Raw genomic sequence first — 17,249 nt, forward strand, 5'->3', positions numbered from 1 at the left:
TTTAAAATGTTTAGGAAATTTTTATTACCTTATATTTTTGTCGTAACATTTTTCTTTGCGCCTATAAGCGAAGCAAAAAAAGCCGTAAAAAATACCCCTAAACCTCCTGTTCAAACTAGTTTAGTAATTGATGCAAAAAGCGGTAAAGTGTTGCAGGCCCATAATTCACAAATTCGGATTTACCCCGCTTCTTTAACTAAGCTAATGACTCTATACTTAATGTTTGAAGCAATTGAAGCCGGTAAGTTACCTTTAGATAAAAAATTACTTGTATCAGCAAAAGCTTCAAAAATGCCACCGTGTAAACTGGGTTTAAAAGCAGGGGAAACTATAACCGTTCGAGAGGCAATTAATGGATTAATTATAAAATCTGCTAATGATGCTGCTGTAACGGTTGCTGAGGGCATGAAAGGTTCAGAGAAAGCTTTTGCTCATTTAATGAATGTTAAAGCTAAACAGCTCGGTATGAAGAATACCTATTTTAAAAATGCTTCAGGTTGGCATGACCCATTGCAGCAAACTACCGCAAGAGATATGGCTAAACTTGCTATGGCTTTGAAGAGAGATTATCCTAAATTTTATCCGTTATTTGCTAAAACCAGCTTTGTATTTCGTGGAAATGTAGTAAACGGACATAATAGGGTTACTAAAAATTATCAAGGTGCAGAAGGGATGAAAACAGGTTTTCATACACCGGCAGGTTATAATTTAGTAACTACTGCTTCTAGGAACGGTAAATCATTGATTGCCGTTGTTACAGGTGGTAAAAGTGCCGCATCTCGTGATCAAAAGATGATGGGGCTATTAGATCAGCATTTTAATATTAAGCCTATAGTCCCTAAACCTTCAATCAAGCTTGCCTCTAATAATAAATCTACTACAAAAGCTAAATCAAAAATAATAAAGAAAAAGAATATACGTAGTTGATATGTATCGTCATTGTGAGACCACAAAGTGGTCGTGGCAATCTCATGAGGTAATACAAAAACTCCTGAGATTGCTTCGTCGAAACTTAAGTTGCTCCTCGCAATGACGTTAAAAATAGAGCCATGCAACAACGCCTACGACTATTGACGATTTAATATTCACACATTTTTTAAGGAGTTACTGCCAATTTATACTTTAAATTTATAAGTTTTATATGACAATTAACGCTACATTTATTGTTGTTTGTAACTTTATTAGATGAAGATTTTTTAGAGTTTTTAGCTAAAGTTTTACTTTGTGGTTTTTTTAGATTAATATTTTTTAGAAATTTCTCAGTTTCATTAGGTAAATATTCTATTTTTACTTTAGTTATACCTTGATTTTTAAATGCTAAAATTTCAGCCGCTTTTTGAGAAACATCTATTATACGATTTTTCTTAAAAGGACCTCTATCATTAACCATTAAAATTACTGCTTTATTATTGGCTTTGTTGGTAACTTTAACTAAGCAAGGGAGCGGAAGAGTTTTATGTGCAGCAGTTAATAAATTTCTATTAAATCTATCGCCATTAGCTGTTTTTTTACCGTGAAAACCGTCTTTAAGTCCACCGTACCATGAGGCATAACCTGTTTCGGTAAAAGATTTAGGGTTGTGAGGTTTGTAAGTCTTTCCTTTTATTTTATAATTTTTACCGACTTTATAATGTCCTTTATAAGTTAGATTATGAGGATCATCTTTTGATAATTCTTTGTAAGAATATTTGTGGGAATAAGGTAATCTTTTTGAGGTATTACAACCGCTTAGACCAAAACAAAAAATTAACAAAAGTAATAAACCCTTTGCATAACTTGCTCCTAAAGGTAATTTGTATACCTTTGATACTTTAAGATTTGGTAAGTCAAATTTCGGGATTCGCCTGTGTTCACGTATTTTTATACGCTGTGCAGGCTCACCACTTATTTGATTTCCAACTTTTGAAATATCTGCGGTATACGTCAATCCGGTACTCGCATCCTCACGTACTAAAGTGTATGCTGCAGTGCTACATGCCGTGTTTCCTTCAAATTTCTCTTTATTAGCTTCATTCTGCAAGAGGTCTAATTTGAATTTATGATTCTTCACTATTATCATTATTGGTGTTAAAGTTATTCATTATTTTAGCGTAACACACAACTTTTTCAACACCTTTTATTTTTGATGCAATAGAAGCAAGCTTTTCTAGCTCTTCTTCTGATCTTGCAACTCCAAATAAATAAACAATATTATCTATAGTTAGAATAGTATAATTAGCAAATTTAATGTCTTTTCTGACTAAATTTTTAGCTTTAATTTGCGTGGTTATCATACTATCTTTAGTATATTGGGCTAAGTCAAAATGATTACTGTTTTTATTTACTTTCAACTCATTAATAACTTCTTTTACGCTTTTTTGATTCCAAGCAATTTCTACGGCTTTTAACGCATCAGATTCTTTTTGAATATTTCCTGTTAATAATACTCTTCCTTGTGATACTTCAACCTTTATTTTAGCACCTAAATCTCTAAAATTATTTTTTACTAAATCAGCTTTAATGCTGGCAGAAATCCTTGAATCATTTAATGTTTCAGATATTGGTTGATCTTTTGAAGCAACAATACCGGTAGTGGTTGCTGCGGTAAAAATAGCAGGTAAACAAGCAGATAGACTAAAAGAAAGAGCTATAAAAATTAGAACTCGTAATATCATAACAATAGTACCCTACGATTTTTAAAAAGCCATCGGTGTTATCTCTGTGAAAGCAGGGATCCTGTGTCATCCCGCGACTTGATCGTGGGATCCAGCTTAAAATACTAATATTATTAGTATTTTAAGCTGGACCCCGTCGTCAAGCTACGGGGTGACACAGTGGATTTTACCGGTCCATGCAACAACACCTACGTGGTAATGACATAAAGTAAAAATAGTAAGATATTATATATCATATCTTACTATCCGGTAATTTATTCTTTAATAAAAGAGGTAATTGCAGTAAAATAAATATAAAAGTAATAGGTATTACACCGAATACTTTGAATTTTACCCATGTTTCATCTGAGCAATTACGCCAAACTACTTCATTAACTACAGCCATAAAAAAGAAAAAAGCCGCTGTTCTATAGCTTAAGGTTATCCAACTTTCTTCTTTAAGACGTACTATACTCTCTAAAGCATATTTGATAAAAGGATTTTTTCTTATACCGCTCATGAGAAATATTATTCCAAAAATAACATATAATATAGTAGGTTTGATTTTTATATACATTGAATCGCCGCTAATTAAAGTAATGCTTCCCGAAACTAATAAAACAGTTGTAGAAATAATAGAAAGCTTGGATACTTTCTTATCTATAACATAACAAAGGGTAATACAAATAACAGAGGTAATAAGCATATAAAGAGTAGCGTGTTGTATACCGCCTCCATAAAAAAAGCCTGCAAAAAATGCTATTACCGGACCAATTTCTGATAAAAGTTTTAACATATTTAATTTAATTGTTCTCTTTGATAAAATTAATTTGATTCATTTTTTTGTACTGATATTAAGTTATTTTTGGAATATCTTAATTTTATTTGTATGAAAATATTTATCAGTAATATAGTAGTAAAATAAGCCAGTACTTGTAGCCCGTTAGGTCTTGCAATATAACCGGTAACAACATGTAAGATTTTACCTATCATACTTCTATCTGCTACTAACCATGAACTATCCCAAAGTTGATCGGATAAAAACATAATTAGACCGGAAGAGGTTAAAATACCTGCAGCACTTGCTGCAAATCCGCCTGCTATTAGCATTAATAATATGGTAGAGATTTTAAAAATATATTTTTGATTAGCAATCTTAATGAAACCGAAATATATTACTAAACCAAGTAAGAAGCCACTTGTAGCACCTATTATCACTCCTTGCAAGTAAATACTGCTTGATATTGTTTCAACTGAAGATATACTATATACTAAAATAATAATTTCTGCACCTTCTCGTAATATAGTAGTGGCAACTAAAAAAAACAACATGAAATAACTGGCATTACCTTCATGAATTTTTACTGATAAGTCGTTTATATGTTGCTTTACTTTTATACCGTAACCTTGCATCCATATTATTGTCCAGCTAATCAGAATTGTTATTAGTATCATAATTCCGGAATCGAATAACTCGTCGCCTATTCCGCCAAAAGATAAAGATAATTTACGTGTAAAAAATGCAAAAATTGAAGCAAATACTACTCCAAGCATTACTCCAGCAATAATATAAAGACGAGATTTTTCTATTTGTTTTGTTACGACGAGTATTACACCAAGTAATAAGGATATTTCTAAACATTCACGAAACACTACTAAAGCAATTTTAAACATATTTTTTATCTAATCATTAACAATTATAAAACCCTGAGCCGTATCTTGATGAAAATCTCCAAAAAATTCATATTTTCCGGACTTGAGAGGTGCAAGTATAATATGTATTGACTCATTTGGCATAACTATTTTTTCACGATGTAAATCATGACTTTCAAACTCTTCTACCGTATCATCTTCATTATGAACAATTAACCTTATCTTAGTCGATTTTGGTACTTCAACTATATTCGGAACAAATTTATGATCTTGTATAGCTATCTTTACTTCTAATATATTATCGTTTGTTTTATTATCGGAACTCTTACTTGTAGAGATATAAATAATTACTGCTAAAAATATTAAACCTACTAATATAATAATATTTTTGTTTTTTTTAATAATTTCCATACTATAATTAAAGTTTAAAGTAAGATGCTTATATACTCGTTTAATTTGAGTTTTAAATTTTTAATAATTACAAAATTTATCCTGCAATTTTTATTAATGCTATAAGATATACAATTATTATCATTATGACAAGGATAGATAATAAAATATAATTTTTTTGTCTTTGAATTTTATTTTGTTTCATATTTATTTAATTTTGTTTAAAGTCTCCTAGTTCAAGCAAAAGATATTCATTTGTCGGTAATGATTCATGAGAAATAATTTTATTTATGTTAGAACCTAAAGTTTTAAATGTTTTGCCTTCAGCAATAACACTGCGTGTTCCAATCGTTACTTTACCTTGCAAGGCGTAAGAAAAAATTAAAGGATATGTAATATCGCCGATTTTCATATCTATTTGTTGTCCTTTTGCTTTTGAATCATATAGTATTTTACCGTTTGATAAGCGAGTAATTTTAGCATTAAAGCTTACTTTTTCACCACATAATAAAGGAACACGATAAGCTATCTCATCGTCATAAATTTTAACTTCATTACTTTTAACAAAATTTTGCGGTAATATGGATTTTAAAATTACATTAACTTTATAATTATAAGCATCATCGAAGATAATATTATTACTATTATTAACAGCATATTTTGCCGGAATAATAGCTTCTCGTGCTTCTCCTACCATCATACCGATTATTACATTATCTAAGCCAAGCATTACAGGAGCAGAGCCTAAAGTAAAAGTCTTAGTATCTTCAGATATTAAAGTATTGTTCATATCTGATATTTGATAAAATACGGTAACTACATGTCCGCAAGAAGCGGGACCGATATTACCGCTACCGAGCGTATTAATTTTGAACAGTGTTTTTACTAAATCCTTACGTACTTCAATAGTGTAATCATTAGGATTGATAGGTCCATTTAACGGTTGTAAAATATTTTCAAAAAATGCTTTCCCTTCTTCGGTTTTAAGAGCATTTATTACTATTTTTGAAACCGTACGTTCAAATAAGTTGCCGTTTAATGAAATAGGAGGTTCATTATTTATACTAGTTTGGTTTTCATCGGTAGATGAATTATTTGAAGCCGTTTGCTCTACAGTTGTAAGATTATTGTTGTCGGGAGATATTTTTAACTTTACTATATTGTAAAGTATTAGAATTACAATTATTAAAGATAAAAATTTTTGCATATATATATAATATTTTTAGTATAACAAAGTTTACTATAACAATCAATTACTTAATAATCAAATGAGAATAAAAATAATTTGATTAATAAAAATAATTGATTTAAATTTAGATGCAGAATTTTATAAATATAGCGGTGAAAAGTGAAAAAATTTATATTTTGTTTTTTATGTTTATGGACATTAAACATATTTGCTGCTTCTAAAACTTACCCTAATAAGCTTAATCGTTGTAAAATTACTAGAAATATATTTAATGATTATGAACCGAAAGTTTTTGAAACTACTAATAATTTATTACGTAAAACAGGAAGATTATCAAAATTTTACGGTGAAAGGATATTAATTAAAGGAAAAGTATTAGATCAAAATTGCGTGCCGGTTGCGGATGCTAAAGTTTATTTATGGCAAGCAGGAAGCGGGGGTAAATATCCTTACGAACCTTTAAAAACTAGAGTTGATAAAAGAAGATTTACAAGTAAAAGCGATTCAAGTTTTACCGGTTCCGGTATTGCTACTACTAATAATAAAGGAGAATATTACTTTATTAGTATGTTGCCTTATACATCTTCTCGTTATTTGAGAAGTGCAAATATAAGAATAGAGCATCCTAGTCTTACTACTCTCGAAACACGCTTAGACTTATCTGATCAAAATATGTGTGATAATGAGTGCGGTGAAGTAAATCCGATATTGATCGAACCGCAAGAAAATATGCCGTCTTATTGTTTTGACTTAGTTTTGCAAGGTACGACGCTTAAGAGGTATTGATACAGTACGTCATTGCGAGGAAAATTACGAAGTAATTTGACGAAGCAATCTCAGGATATTTGACGAGATTGCCACGCAGTCTACGACTGCTCGCAATGACGTTTTGCCTCTTTCTGCGGTGCTTCTAAAGGCTTTTTTATACCACAACTACATAATGTAAGTGCTAATACGAATAAATAAAATGTCTTCATTACTATAAATTATTATATGACCTTAAGAAATTATAATAAATATCTTATATATATTATAGTATTTTTATTATCTATAATAATTTTTATTCCTAAAATTCATGCTAGGCTCTATAAGCAGCCTAAGGATAAATTAGCATTTTTAAGAGGTTCAAGCGTTCCTGATAATATAATTTTTTTTGATGAAGAAAAAAATCAATATTCTCTTGATCAGTTTGAAGGAAAGACTATATTGTTAGTGTTTTGGGCTACTTGGAGTGCTCCTTGTGTCAAAGAAATGCCTGACCTTGATATGTTGCAAAAAGATTTTAGGAAATTACCTTTTTCAGTAATTCCGATTTCAGAAGATTATCAAGACATAAAAGTTGTGAAAGAATATTTTAAAAGCTATCAAATAAGATATTTGCCGATTTATCATGATTATAGAAATGAATTATTTAAAGCCTTATGGGTTGTTAGTTTGCCGACTAGTATATTAATAGACCCAAACGGCAAAATAGTAACTAGCTTTGTCGGCAATACAAATTGGTATGACGAAAAAGTTAGAGGTACTATTTTATCTGCCATTTCCGGAAATTATCCTGAACCTAAAAATAGTTATAACGCGCAATCTCTGAATAAACCGGCTAAGCCTTTGCTGCCAATAAAAAAGGATGCTCTATAGTAACTCCAAGTAAATAGACGAAGTGTAATTTGGAAAAGAGCAAGGAGTCTATAAGGCGAGGAGCGGAGCGTATACTTAATAGGTGAGTACCGCAGATCTTATAAGACAACATAGCCAATTTTTCAAATGAAACGAGTATATTAAATTAAAAATGAGTAAAATTAATGAATGAAGTAAATAAATCAACTATGGCGAATGCTGAATTTGATCAGATAATAACCAAACGACAGATAAGTAAATTAGACCAATTATTTGCTTCGGTTTTTGGTAATTCTAAAGAGGTGATTGCCGTTTTACGCCTTAGCGGTGTTATCGGTAAAGTAAGTACTATGCAATCGGGACTTACGTTAGAATCATTAAATGCACTAATAGAAAAAGCTTTTAAAATAAAGAAATTAAAAGCATTATGTTTAATTATTAATTCTCCCGGCGGTTCTCCGGTACAATCTGAACTTATTGCAAAACGTATTCGTGATCTTGCTGAAGAAAATAAAATAAAAATTTATAGTTTTATTGAAGATATGGCGGCTTCAGGCGGATATTGGCTGGCTTGCAGCGGTGACCGGATATATGCTTTGCCGAGTTCGGTTATCGGTAGTATCGGAGTAGTATCAAGCGGATTCGGTTTTCATGAAGCAATTAATAAACTTGGGATAGAGAGAAGAGTTTATACAGAAGGCAAGAATAAATCAGTATTGGATCCGTTTAAACCTATTAATAAAGATGATCTTAAAATTATCAAAGATTTGCAAAAGCAGGTTTATGAACATTTTATAGAATATGTAAAAACAAGAAGAGCAGGGAAGTTAACTCAGCAAGACGAAATTTTATTTAACGGTGAATTTTGGGCAGGGCAAACGGCGCTTGATTACGGCTTAATTGATGGCATAGGTGATATGTATAGCGTAATGAAAGAAAAATTCGGTGATAATATTAAGTTTCAATATCTGTGTGCTAAGCAACCTTGGCTTAAAAAGAAACTTGGCATGGGAAGTAAGATATTAACCGATAATCTTGCTCATTCTTTAATTGATGCGGTAGAAAATAAAATTATTAACGATAAATTTGATATGAAATAATATGACAATAACACAAGTTAAAATTAAAAAACTAGAAAATTTTTCCGGCAGTTTGCCGGAATATGCTACAGAGCATAGTGCGGGGATGGATTTAATAGCCGCAAACGAGCAACCTATAACAATAAAAGCAGCCGCAATACAGCTAATTCCAACAGGCATCGCTATAGCACTACCGGATTCGTTTGAAGCCCAAATAAGACCCCGTTCGGGTCTTGCCGTTAAACACGGTATCACGGTTGCTAATTCACCCGGTACTATTGATGCAGATTATCGAGGTGAAATAAAGGTCATTCTTATTAATCTCGGTAAAGAAGATTTTATTATAGAAAAAGGCATGCGAATTGCACAGATGATAATCGCAAAGTACGAACGTATATTATGGGAAGAAAGTAGTAGTCTTATGGAAACGATGCGTGGTAGCGGTGGCTTTGGTTCTACTGGTGTTTAGTGGGTCTCTATGTCATTCCCGCGTAGGCGGGAATCCAGAAAAATAACCTTAATATTGATACAAAAATTACATATTAGATAAACCTATAAAAAATAAGTTTTTTATAGGTTTTACTGGATTCCTGCTTTCGCGGGAATGACATTAACGAGCCATGCAACAACGCTTTTAGTAGCTCGTAATGACTATTAGGTATCCACGCAACAAATCATAAAACTTATGAAAATCACAATAAAATTGTTAACCTCTATATTGTTGTTATTAGCTTTGAAAGTAAATGCTAATTCTGATGCTGTAGATAATGTTAAGCAAGTTTTTACCTATATCGATCAAAAAAATTGGTCACAAGCCGAAGATTTAGCTCTAGAAGTAAATAATAAAATTTTAACAAAAATTGTACTTTCTCAGAAATATTTAGATAATAAATATTCAGATAATAGTTTTGAACATGTAATAAGGTTTTTATGCAATAACCCGGATTGGCCTCAAAATAAGCTGCTTGAAGAAAGAGCAGAAGAATATCTAAATAATAATACAAATAAAAAAGTCATTGTTGATTGGTTTAGTAAACATCCTCCTCTTACCGGCAAAGGTTATAAATTTTATGCAGCAGCTGCAAGTAGTTTAATCAAAGATCAGAAGATATTACTACCTATTATTAAAGAGGCTTGGGTATACGCCAATTTCACTCCTGAAGAAGAAAATGCATATTACAATAAGTGGCATAAATATTTAACTGCGAGTGATCATTTAGAGCGAATAGAAGAACATTTATGGAAAAATGATATTAGATCTGCTGAGCAATCCCTGAAATATGTAGAGCAAGGTTACCGTAATGCTTTTAAAGTCCAAATTGCGATTATAGGTAAATCGCCAAATGCTGAAAAGCTTTTTAAAAGTGTTCCTGAAAAATACTATACTTCCGGTTTATTATATCGTTATTTAGATTTTAAAAAAATGCAAAAGCCGACAAAGGAAATTATTACTTTGTTTAAGAAAGCTAAAAATAACCGTAAACATTTTGCTAAATGGTGTCGTATTCAGTCCTATTATGCTCGTGAATTCATCGATTACAAAGATTTTGCTAATAGCTATAGAATGGCAACGCTTCCTTTTGCTACTTGTCCTGAAACTATAAGGGAGCAGGAGTGGCTTGCGGGCTGGCTTTCTTTAAGTTTTTTAAAAAAGCCTGATCAAGCATTAGTACATTTTAATAAGTTTATTAAAGTTGTTAAGACTCCGATTAGTTTGGCACGTGGGTTTTATTGGCTCGGTCGTACTTATGTAGCAAAAGGCGATAAGCAAATGGCTAGAAAATTTTACGAGCAGGCAGCTAAATATTCTTTTACCTTTTATGGGCAGGTAGCAAATATTGAATTAAATAGGACAAAGTTAGTTTTACCTCCTATTCCCGTAATAACTTCTGAAGAAAGGAAAATTATAGAAAATAAAGAGATTATTAAAGCAATAAGGTTATTGGTTAAATATAATAAAAACTACTTAGCCCTGATATATTCCAAAGCAGCAATGAAAAATACTAAAAATTCTGCAGAAATTCAAATAATTGCGAATATTATTAAAGCCAATAATAATACTAATCATATGGTTGAGGTGGCAAAAATTGCTGCCCAAAATAATGCTTTTATTCCGGATTGTGCTTTTCCAACGCCTTATAATCTAGTAGGTTTGCCTATCCCACCTCATTTAACTTATGGAATAATTAGACAAGAATCGGTTTTTGATCATAAAGCAGTAAGTTATGCAAATGCTATGGGGCTCATGCAACTTATTAAAGGTACTGCTTGTGATACCGCAAGATCCATAAATGTTAAATGTAATGTAGCAGACTTAACTAGAAATCCGGTATATAATATTAAACTTGGTGCGCATCATTTCAAAAAATTATTAGATAATCATAAAGGTTCTTATATTCTATCCATTGCTTCTTACAATGCCGGAAGTCATAATGTAGTAAAATGGATAGATAGGTTTGGTGATCCAAGGGATATAAAAGATACAAGAAAAGTTATTGACTGGATAGAACTTATACCTTATCGAGAAACAAGAGATTACGTTCAAAGAGTACTTGAAAATGTTCAGATTTATCGGGTAATCTTAAATAAGAATAGTAGTTTGTACTTTAAGCGTGACTTACATGCTTGTGATATAGCAAAAAGTTAATTTCTATTAGTGTTTTATTTTGACATATAGTAATATATAAGTATAACATCGACACTAATTAAAAACTATGAATTAAGGAGGAGAGTATGAAAAAATTAGAGCAACACTTTAAAAAACAGCGCAATGATAACGATATTCAAGTAAAGAAATATAAAAACGATCTTAATGTAATCGGCATTAGATATGACCATAAATTTGCACATGTTGCAGTTCCAAATCATGCTACCGGCGGTTTTGAATATTTTAAATGGGATTGGATGACAAGCATTACGGGTAGTCATTCAGAAATAGTACCAAGATTTAAGAAAATAGTAAGCATTTTAAAAGAAGCTCAAAGTAACCCAGCCCAGTATGAAAACTTAGTATCTAACTTGGATGCTAGTACTAAAAATGCACTTGAGGTTACTATTAAGAGTAATAATATTACTGTACCGATACAAGACACTAATAAGGTAATGTCAGAAATATTATCAGGAATGCAAACATGGCTAGATACAAAAAGTCATATCCCTATGGACCTTAAACAAAAATTCTTAGATTTAGGTTCTAATCATTTAGAACTATTCATAAAAGCTGCTTATAACAAATTTAACAATAAGTGGATAGTTAAAGAGTTTGTTGATAATGCTGTAAAAACTGGAGAAGAAGGTAGAAAATATCTAGCCGATTGTGATTGTAGTGCAACTGACCAGCTATGGACAAAGCTTGTTGAACCTATAATAGAAAACCTTAGAATAAGCGAAAATTCAACTGATAAATCTGAAGATGATGAAATATCAGAGGCTTCGGCGAATAAACTTGGAGCAAAAGTAAAGACTTTAGCACTATCTAATACTCATGAACTACCAGCACAAAAAGAAGCATTAAAGCTTGTATATGATATGAGGAAAGGTAATATAGATAAAGCAACTGTTGTTAAGAACATTAATTTTTTTGGTCAGGACGATACTGTATTAGGTGGGTCTGTAGAATATAGTGGCCTTACTATTGACCAAATCAAGGCTAAAGCAGTAGAGATTGCCGGTGATGATGCTGCTTTAGAATAGCTTCTTAAGGTTATTCGCATTTTCTATGTCATGTCTGTCCCTAGCTAAAATGGGAATCCAGTGCTTGCCTCTGTCATAGCGTGGCTTGTCCACGGTATCTAGAAAAAATAAAATAAAGACTGGATGCCGTGGTCAAGCCACGGCATGACATAGTAGGTTTACCTGTTCAACAATACCTATCAATTATATTCATGATTCTTAAAAATATATCTTTACTAATAATATTATTTTTTTCAATATCAACTTTTTCTGCTGGTCATAGTCTAAAAAATATCTCTATTACTGTTGTTGCTCCGGCAACAGGAGCGGATAATAAAACCTTGTCGGATTTAAAAAATATTAATGGACTAAATTTACAAATTTCTTCTAAGTGTTTTGCTAAAGGTAAGCTACCCTTTCTTGCAAGTAGCGATGAAGTAAGATTTAATTGCCTGCGGGATGCATTATTTGATGAGTCTGATAATATAGTATGGAGTTTACGAGGTGGTTACGGCTCTGCGAGAATAATTCCCGATTTACTAAAGCTATCAAAACCAAATAAAGAGAAATTCTTTATAGGATATAGCGATATAACAGCGTTACATCTTTTTCTATCACAAGAATGGGGCTGGAAAACTATTCACGGCAGTAATATAGCCGATCTCTTAAAGCCGGAACAAGATCAAGGTAATTTTACCAAGCTTGCTGAAATATTAAAAGGTAAAGTAAAGCAGGTTACTATAGATAATTTAGTGCCTCTTAACGATATGGCAAAATCAAGTGATCTTGTTAACGGCAAACTAACAGGCGGTAACTTAACTATGGTGCAGACTAGTATAGGAACGAGTTGGCAAATAAAGACTAAGGGCAAAATTCTTTTTTTAGAAGATGTGAATGTAGTTCCTTTTAGATTAGATCGTGAGCTTTTACACTTAAAGCAAGCAGGGTTATTTGAGGATGTTAAGGCTATAATATTTGGTTCATTTGGTAAAGATCTTGATGCCACAATGTTAGTGCTTCGTAATTTTGCAGATAGTTTAGATATACCGGTATTTAAAACAAATAGATTCGGTCATGAAAAAATTAACGATCCGATTATTTATAATACGAATAGTAAGATTATTAAAAGTAAAGAATTTAAGTTAGTGATGGGGTTGTAAGCACTATTGCGAGCAGTTGCTAAGCCGTCATTGCGAGCGACTGAAAGCCTTGTTGCATGGTTTGTTTATGTCATATTCCCGCGTAGGCGGGAATCCTAGGGTAAAGCGAGATAAATCGAGCTTTAAAAAAAGTTTTAAAGTACTGGATTCCTGCCTACGCGGGAATGACATAATTAGCCTATCGACTCAAATGCAAATAATCATTATACGTTGATAAATTCAAATCATAAGAAAAGAATTTATTTGTAATATAATGTTCAAGTAATTTTACTAATCCTGCTTTATGTCTATTTAAAGTCTCGATGCTTAAAGCTATTTCCGTTGTGTGCACATAAGGTTCGGTACTAGTTATTTTTACGTAGGCGATAGTAATATTGTTATTTATAACTGGATTCCTGCTTTCGCGGGAATAACACAAAAGGGGCTGGGGATGACATAAAAGGGACAGAGAATTACATTTCGTAAATCCGTTTTCTAGTAACATCAAACTTTCTATGATAAGTTGCGGAGAGAGTCCAAGCTCTATTTCTTTCTTAGTCGGAATAGTACCGGTCTTATAATCTAGTATAGTTATATTGTTTGATTTACTTATTTCAATTCGGTCAGCTATACCGATTATTTTTATATCTTGACCTACAATATTTAGCCGTAACTCCCCTTTAGTTTCAAAATAGATTTCTTTGCAGTTTTTTCGGCGTTCTATATCAAATAAAATAAAAGCTTTGCTGAAAGCCGTGAGTTTTATTTGCCAAGTTTTTTTTGTGTAGCTTGGTAAAATAGTGCTATATAAAATATGATTACCGATATTTATTAAAGCATTTTGTTTATCAAGCAAATTTAAATTAATATATTGTTTGTCGTAATTTTTAGAATATTCCTCTAAAACTTTATGAATCAAATTACCGAAATCCGATATTTTAGGTTCTTCCCATATATGATCTTTTTTACGTAGTCCAAGAATTTTCTTAGCATAAAAACCGTATGGGTTTCTTATTAATGTTTCTATTTCGGTTACTGATAAGGTGGTTGGGAAAGAGGGGCTGTGGATCTCAATACTCTTGTCATACCGTGGCTTGACCACGGTATCCATATAATTACTGGACCCCGTGATCAAGTCACGGGGTGACACAGAACCTTTTTCTAGCTTCAAAAATAAATTACTCGGCACTGACAGTTTCCCATCATATTTTTTAGCATTCAGTATAACTATTTGCTTATTTTGTAGAAATAAATTGAAGTAATCTGAATATAGAGTAGGGGCAATTTCATCGTAATCTATATTTAGTATCTGCAATGCTTTCTTGCTAAGCCATGGGTGAGCTTTAGCACTAAGTGTCCAGTTTTCATTATTAAAATGCGGTAATATAATTAAGTCAAATTCACATAATGCTAAATCTTCAGGCCGTCCTATAATAATACTAGCAGCGTCGGTATTTTTGTAATATTTAATATTAGAAAGTAAAAAAGAAAAAATTTTAGGAAAATCCTTTTTATCCGTTGAATTTATATATTTACTATATGCAGTTAAATTTGTTAAAAACTCAAGTAGTTCTGCTCCTCCTTCTTTTTCCCAAATAGTAGGCAAAAGTTTTTCAGTTATTTCTTTAGTTAAGGTTAGAATAGCTTGTATATTGTGTGGAGTATCGGTAAATAAAATATCTATTAAGTTACGGCAATACTCTCTTATATCCTCATTATCAAATTGTAATTGCAATAAATATTTCGGTGAGGATATAAAACGGTTTTTATTAGATAGCATTAACTCTAACTGCTGCACAGTAGGGCAGTTAATTAAAGGATTTTTAAGTAATAAAAATAGAAGTTTTAAATCAAAATTATTACATAATATTTTAATAATGGACGTTAGTAATTCACCTATATTAGTAAGCCTTAAGTCATTACCTAGTAGATCTTCATATTTGTCTAAAAAATTACAATATACTCTTTTAAGCTTATTATTATTTGTAACGATTGCAATCCGTCTGTCTTTATTACGGCTACATATATAAGATATTTGTTTAGTTTCTTCATAAATGTCATTAGGTTCATAATAAGATATACCATCGCTAATCTGCTTGGAGGCAGGATTATAGTGAATTATGTAATCCTTTAATTCTTCTTCAAATCTTTTAAAAAAAACATTAGGCTTGAATATTCCGGCGAGTATTACCTGCTTATGTCCTGTTTTTATTTTTATTATTTCTTCTTGTAATAGCTTTAATTTATAAACTGCTTTAGTTTGTTTTTGAGTAAACGATATTTCTTCTTGCCATCTTAAAAAGCAATATTCTAGAAATTTATAAATCTTTTGCCAATAGTTAGAATTGTTATAGACTTCAATTAATTTTATATCGATATTATTGATTATAAGATCATTAAACAATTTTCTTAAAAGTTCTGCAGCTTTTAATGATTCATTTTTATTCAAAGGTAATTCTTTATATTCGGTGATAATGGATGATAAAATAAGTAATTCTTCTATTTTAGATATATAATCCGAATCGATTTTTTTTGAAATAAGAGAATTAAAAGGAATAATGATAGGTAATTTAATTTTATATTTATCGGTTAAAATCTTCTTTAATTCTAGGCATGAGAAATTATTAGGCAATATTATTTGAACTTTTGTATCTTTACCTAATTTATCAATGATATACTCAGCAAAACTTTTCAAAAAAGAATAATCAGCAGTCATAAATAATGTTTTTGACGATAATATAGCAGATCAAAGGTCCGAAATCTTATTTAAAATGATAATATAGTACAATGTGGACCTGTAATTTATGGTCAGTATCAACTAGAAGGCAATGGTAGAGGTTCTACTTTCGTATATGAACGCTCTAAAAATTCCGTATGTTGTTGGCCGCTTGGATATGAATATAATAAAGCGTTTGTAATATGTTCATCTAATGATGTTAAAAACTAATATTTACTTACTAACTTTTACGAATTCTTTAAATAATTCTAAATCTACTCCATTATCGTTAAGATATTCAGGATGCCATTGAACGCCGATAACAAATTTATGTTTCGTTGATTCAATGGCTTCAATTATACCGTCTTCTGCTGTTGCAGATACGATAAGATCATTACCAAGTTGTTTAGCAGCCTGGTGATGAGTCGAATTAACCATAGTTTGTAGTTGATTATTAGCTATTTTAGCAAGTTTAGTATTTGCTTCTATATTAATTGCATGCGAAACGATGTTTTTAGGCGAAGGTTGTGTATGATTAATTACAGTTTCAATATAATCAGGAATATGTTTAATAAGCGTACCCTTAAAAATAACGTTTAATAACTGCATACCTCGGCATATTCCTAAAACCGGAATATCTCTCTCTAATGCTTTCTTTAAAACTAATATCTCAAAATTATCACGTTCTTCATTGGAAACTACTATATCTTCGGCGTATTCCGGCTCATAAAATTTAGGATGTATGTCCTCATCACCGCCTGGCATTACAACACCATCAACAAGTTCCATAAGCTGATTTATTGTATCACTTTGATAAGGTAATAATAGCGGTACACCGCCGGCTGCAATAATCGCATCGGTATAGTTTCTTCGCAAGGCGTACCATGGAAAAGCAGCGTAAGTATATTTTTCACAATTTTGAGCTAAATCAGGTGTAACACCTATTATCGGTTTTTTATACATTTTATTATCATTTTATTATTTTTCTGTCAGCTATGTCATTCTTCATAGTACCGGACAGTTCATAAAGGTCCTATCATTGCAAGCCAGCATTTATGCTGACGTGGCAATCTCAGGAGTTTTTTTATATTATCTTATGAGATTGCCGCGTCGTTGCTAACGCAACTCCTCGCAATGATGATGACTTGGCATCCACGCAGC

16 protein-coding genes and 1 pseudogene are annotated in these 17,249 nt (G+C 31.5%); 9 read left to right on the plus strand and 8 right to left on the minus strand.

Annotated features, from left to right (window positions below; genetic code table 11):
• Window positions 1–6: 6 nt before the first annotated feature.
• The gene (locus RSL_RS02795) at window positions 7–927 is read left to right on the plus strand and encodes a D-alanyl-D-alanine carboxypeptidase family protein (protein ID WP_004995869.1); all 921 of its coding nucleotides are present in this window, start codon (window positions 7–9) and stop codon (window positions 925–927) included.
• A gap of 7 nt (window positions 928–934) precedes the next feature.
• Window positions 935–1,034 (plus strand): annotated as a pseudogene (locus RSL_RS10850) (lytic transglycosylase domain-containing protein); the annotation flags it as partial.
• Between the two features lie 62 nt (window positions 1,035–1,096).
• Here the strand turns inward: RSL_RS10850 and RSL_RS02800 are convergent.
• The 6 genes from RSL_RS02800 to RSL_RS02825 all read right to left on the minus strand — a co-directional run bounded on the left by RSL_RS02800 (window position 1,097) and on the right by RSL_RS02825 (window position 5,883).
• Window positions 1,097–2,059: a septal ring lytic transglycosylase RlpA family protein gene (locus RSL_RS02800; protein WP_012736917.1), complete on the minus strand. Its 963-nt coding sequence runs from the start codon at window positions 2,057–2,059 to the stop codon at window positions 1,097–1,099.
• Window positions 2,037–2,654 (minus strand): BON domain-containing protein, encoded by a 618-nt coding sequence (locus RSL_RS02805; protein WP_014273435.1) that lies wholly within the window; start codon window positions 2,652–2,654, stop codon window positions 2,037–2,039. Before RSL_RS02805 ends, RSL_RS02800 begins: the two co-directional genes overlap by 23 nt.
• A gap of 232 nt (window positions 2,655–2,886) precedes the next feature.
• A complete protein-coding gene (locus RSL_RS02810; protein WP_004995863.1) occupies window positions 2,887–3,429 on the minus strand; it encodes a septation protein A in 543 nt (180 codons plus the stop codon).
• 29 nt (window positions 3,430–3,458) lie between these two features.
• Window positions 3,459–4,307 (minus strand): FTR1 family protein, encoded by an 849-nt coding sequence (locus RSL_RS02815; protein WP_014273436.1) that lies wholly within the window; start codon window positions 4,305–4,307, stop codon window positions 3,459–3,461.
• A gap of 9 nt (window positions 4,308–4,316) precedes the next feature.
• Entirely contained in the window at window positions 4,317–4,697 is a 381-nt protein-coding gene (locus tag RSL_RS02820; RefSeq protein WP_012719649.1) for a cupredoxin domain-containing protein, read from the minus strand.
• Between the two features lie 190 nt (window positions 4,698–4,887).
• Window positions 4,888–5,883: an FKBP-type peptidyl-prolyl cis-trans isomerase gene (locus RSL_RS02825; protein WP_014273437.1), complete on the minus strand. Its 996-nt coding sequence runs from the start codon at window positions 5,881–5,883 to the stop codon at window positions 4,888–4,890.
• A 141-nt stretch (window positions 5,884–6,024) separates the two neighbouring features.
• On the opposite strand from RSL_RS02825, the gene RSL_RS02830 reads away from it, so the two are divergent.
• From RSL_RS02830 to RSL_RS02860, 7 genes are all read left to right on the plus strand, one after another.
• Window positions 6,025–6,651, plus strand: coding sequence for a dioxygenase family protein (locus RSL_RS02830; protein WP_010977179.1), 627 nt, complete (start codon window positions 6,025–6,027; stop codon window positions 6,649–6,651).
• Window positions 6,652–6,858: 207 nt separating this feature from the next.
• Window positions 6,859–7,503, plus strand: coding sequence for a TlpA disulfide reductase family protein (locus RSL_RS02835; protein ID WP_014273438.1), 645 nt, complete (start codon window positions 6,859–6,861; stop codon window positions 7,501–7,503).
• A 164-nt stretch (window positions 7,504–7,667) separates the two neighbouring features.
• Window positions 7,668–8,582: a S49 family peptidase gene (locus RSL_RS02840; protein ID WP_014273439.1), complete on the plus strand. Its 915-nt coding sequence runs from the start codon at window positions 7,668–7,670 to the stop codon at window positions 8,580–8,582.
• Between the two features lies 1 nt (window position 8,583).
• The gene (gene dut, locus RSL_RS02845) at window positions 8,584–9,030 is read left to right on the plus strand and encodes a dUTP diphosphatase (protein WP_010977182.1); all 447 of its coding nucleotides are present in this window, start codon (window positions 8,584–8,586) and stop codon (window positions 9,028–9,030) included.
• Window positions 9,031–9,246: 216 nt separating this feature from the next.
• A complete protein-coding gene (locus RSL_RS02850; protein ID WP_014273440.1) occupies window positions 9,247–11,208 on the plus strand; it encodes a lytic transglycosylase domain-containing protein in 1,962 nt (653 codons plus the stop codon).
• 86 nt (window positions 11,209–11,294) lie between these two features.
• Window positions 11,295–12,254, plus strand: a complete 960-nt coding sequence (locus RSL_RS02855; protein WP_014273441.1) for an SrfF family effector protein — start codon at window positions 11,295–11,297, stop codon at window positions 12,252–12,254.
• Between the two features lie 191 nt (window positions 12,255–12,445).
• On the plus strand, window positions 12,446–13,393 hold the full coding sequence (locus RSL_RS02860; protein ID WP_014273442.1) for an LD-carboxypeptidase: 948 nt from the start codon (window positions 12,446–12,448) through the stop codon (window positions 13,391–13,393).
• Between the two features lie 178 nt (window positions 13,394–13,571).
• Here the strand turns inward: RSL_RS02860 and RSL_RS02865 are convergent, their stop codons facing one another.
• Together RSL_RS02865 and RSL_RS02870 are read right to left on the minus strand one after the other, a co-directional pair.
• On the minus strand, window positions 13,572–16,088 hold the full coding sequence (locus RSL_RS02865; RefSeq protein ID WP_014419792.1) for a PD-(D/E)XK nuclease family protein: 2,517 nt from the start codon (window positions 16,086–16,088) through the stop codon (window positions 13,572–13,574).
• 234 nt (window positions 16,089–16,322) lie between these two features.
• Window positions 16,323–17,051, minus strand: a complete 729-nt coding sequence (locus tag RSL_RS02870) for a gamma-glutamyl-gamma-aminobutyrate hydrolase family protein (RefSeq protein WP_010977188.1) — start codon at window positions 17,049–17,051, stop codon at window positions 16,323–16,325.
• Between the last annotated feature and the right edge of the window lie 198 nt (window positions 17,052–17,249).

This window comes from Rickettsia slovaca 13-B (assembly GCF_000237845.1).
Taxonomy (GTDB): Bacteria; Pseudomonadota; Alphaproteobacteria; order Rickettsiales; family Rickettsiaceae; genus Rickettsia; species Rickettsia rickettsii.

Excerpts from the sequence above, each read along its gene's own strand:
- RSL_RS02795 (WP_004995869.1), top strand. The coding sequence starts at position 7 with ATGTTTAGGAAATTTTTATTACCTTATATTTTTGTCGTAACATTTTTC.
- RSL_RS02800 (WP_012736917.1), bottom strand. The coding sequence starts at position 2,059 with ATGATAATAGTGAAGAATCATAAATTCAAATTAGACCTCTTGCAGAAT.
- RSL_RS02805 (WP_014273435.1), bottom strand. The coding sequence starts at position 2,654 with ATGATATTACGAGTTCTAATTTTTATAGCTCTTTCTTTTAGTCTATCT.
- RSL_RS02810 (WP_004995863.1), bottom strand. The coding sequence starts at position 3,429 with ATGTTAAAACTTTTATCAGAAATTGGTCCGGTAATAGCATTTTTTGCA.
- RSL_RS02815 (WP_014273436.1), bottom strand. The coding sequence starts at position 4,307 with ATGTTTAAAATTGCTTTAGTAGTGTTTCGTGAATGTTTAGAAATATCC.
- RSL_RS02820 (WP_012719649.1), bottom strand. The coding sequence starts at position 4,697 with ATGGAAATTATTAAAAAAAACAAAAATATTATTATATTAGTAGGTTTA.
- RSL_RS02825 (WP_014273437.1), bottom strand. The coding sequence starts at position 5,883 with ATGCAAAAATTTTTATCTTTAATAATTGTAATTCTAATACTTTACAAT.
- RSL_RS02835 (WP_014273438.1), top strand. The coding sequence starts at position 6,859 with ATGACCTTAAGAAATTATAATAAATATCTTATATATATTATAGTATTT.
- RSL_RS02840 (WP_014273439.1), top strand. The coding sequence starts at position 7,668 with ATGAATGAAGTAAATAAATCAACTATGGCGAATGCTGAATTTGATCAG.
- dut (WP_010977182.1), top strand. The coding sequence starts at position 8,584 with ATGACAATAACACAAGTTAAAATTAAAAAACTAGAAAATTTTTCCGGC.
- RSL_RS02850 (WP_014273440.1), top strand. The coding sequence starts at position 9,247 with ATGAAAATCACAATAAAATTGTTAACCTCTATATTGTTGTTATTAGCT.
- RSL_RS02855 (WP_014273441.1), top strand. The coding sequence starts at position 11,295 with ATGAAAAAATTAGAGCAACACTTTAAAAAACAGCGCAATGATAACGAT.
- RSL_RS02860 (WP_014273442.1), top strand. The coding sequence starts at position 12,446 with ATGATTCTTAAAAATATATCTTTACTAATAATATTATTTTTTTCAATA.
- RSL_RS02865 (WP_014419792.1), bottom strand. The coding sequence starts at position 16,088 with ATGACTGCTGATTATTCTTTTTTGAAAAGTTTTGCTGAGTATATCATT.
- RSL_RS02870 (WP_010977188.1), bottom strand. The coding sequence starts at position 17,051 with ATGTATAAAAAACCGATAATAGGTGTTACACCTGATTTAGCTCAAAAT.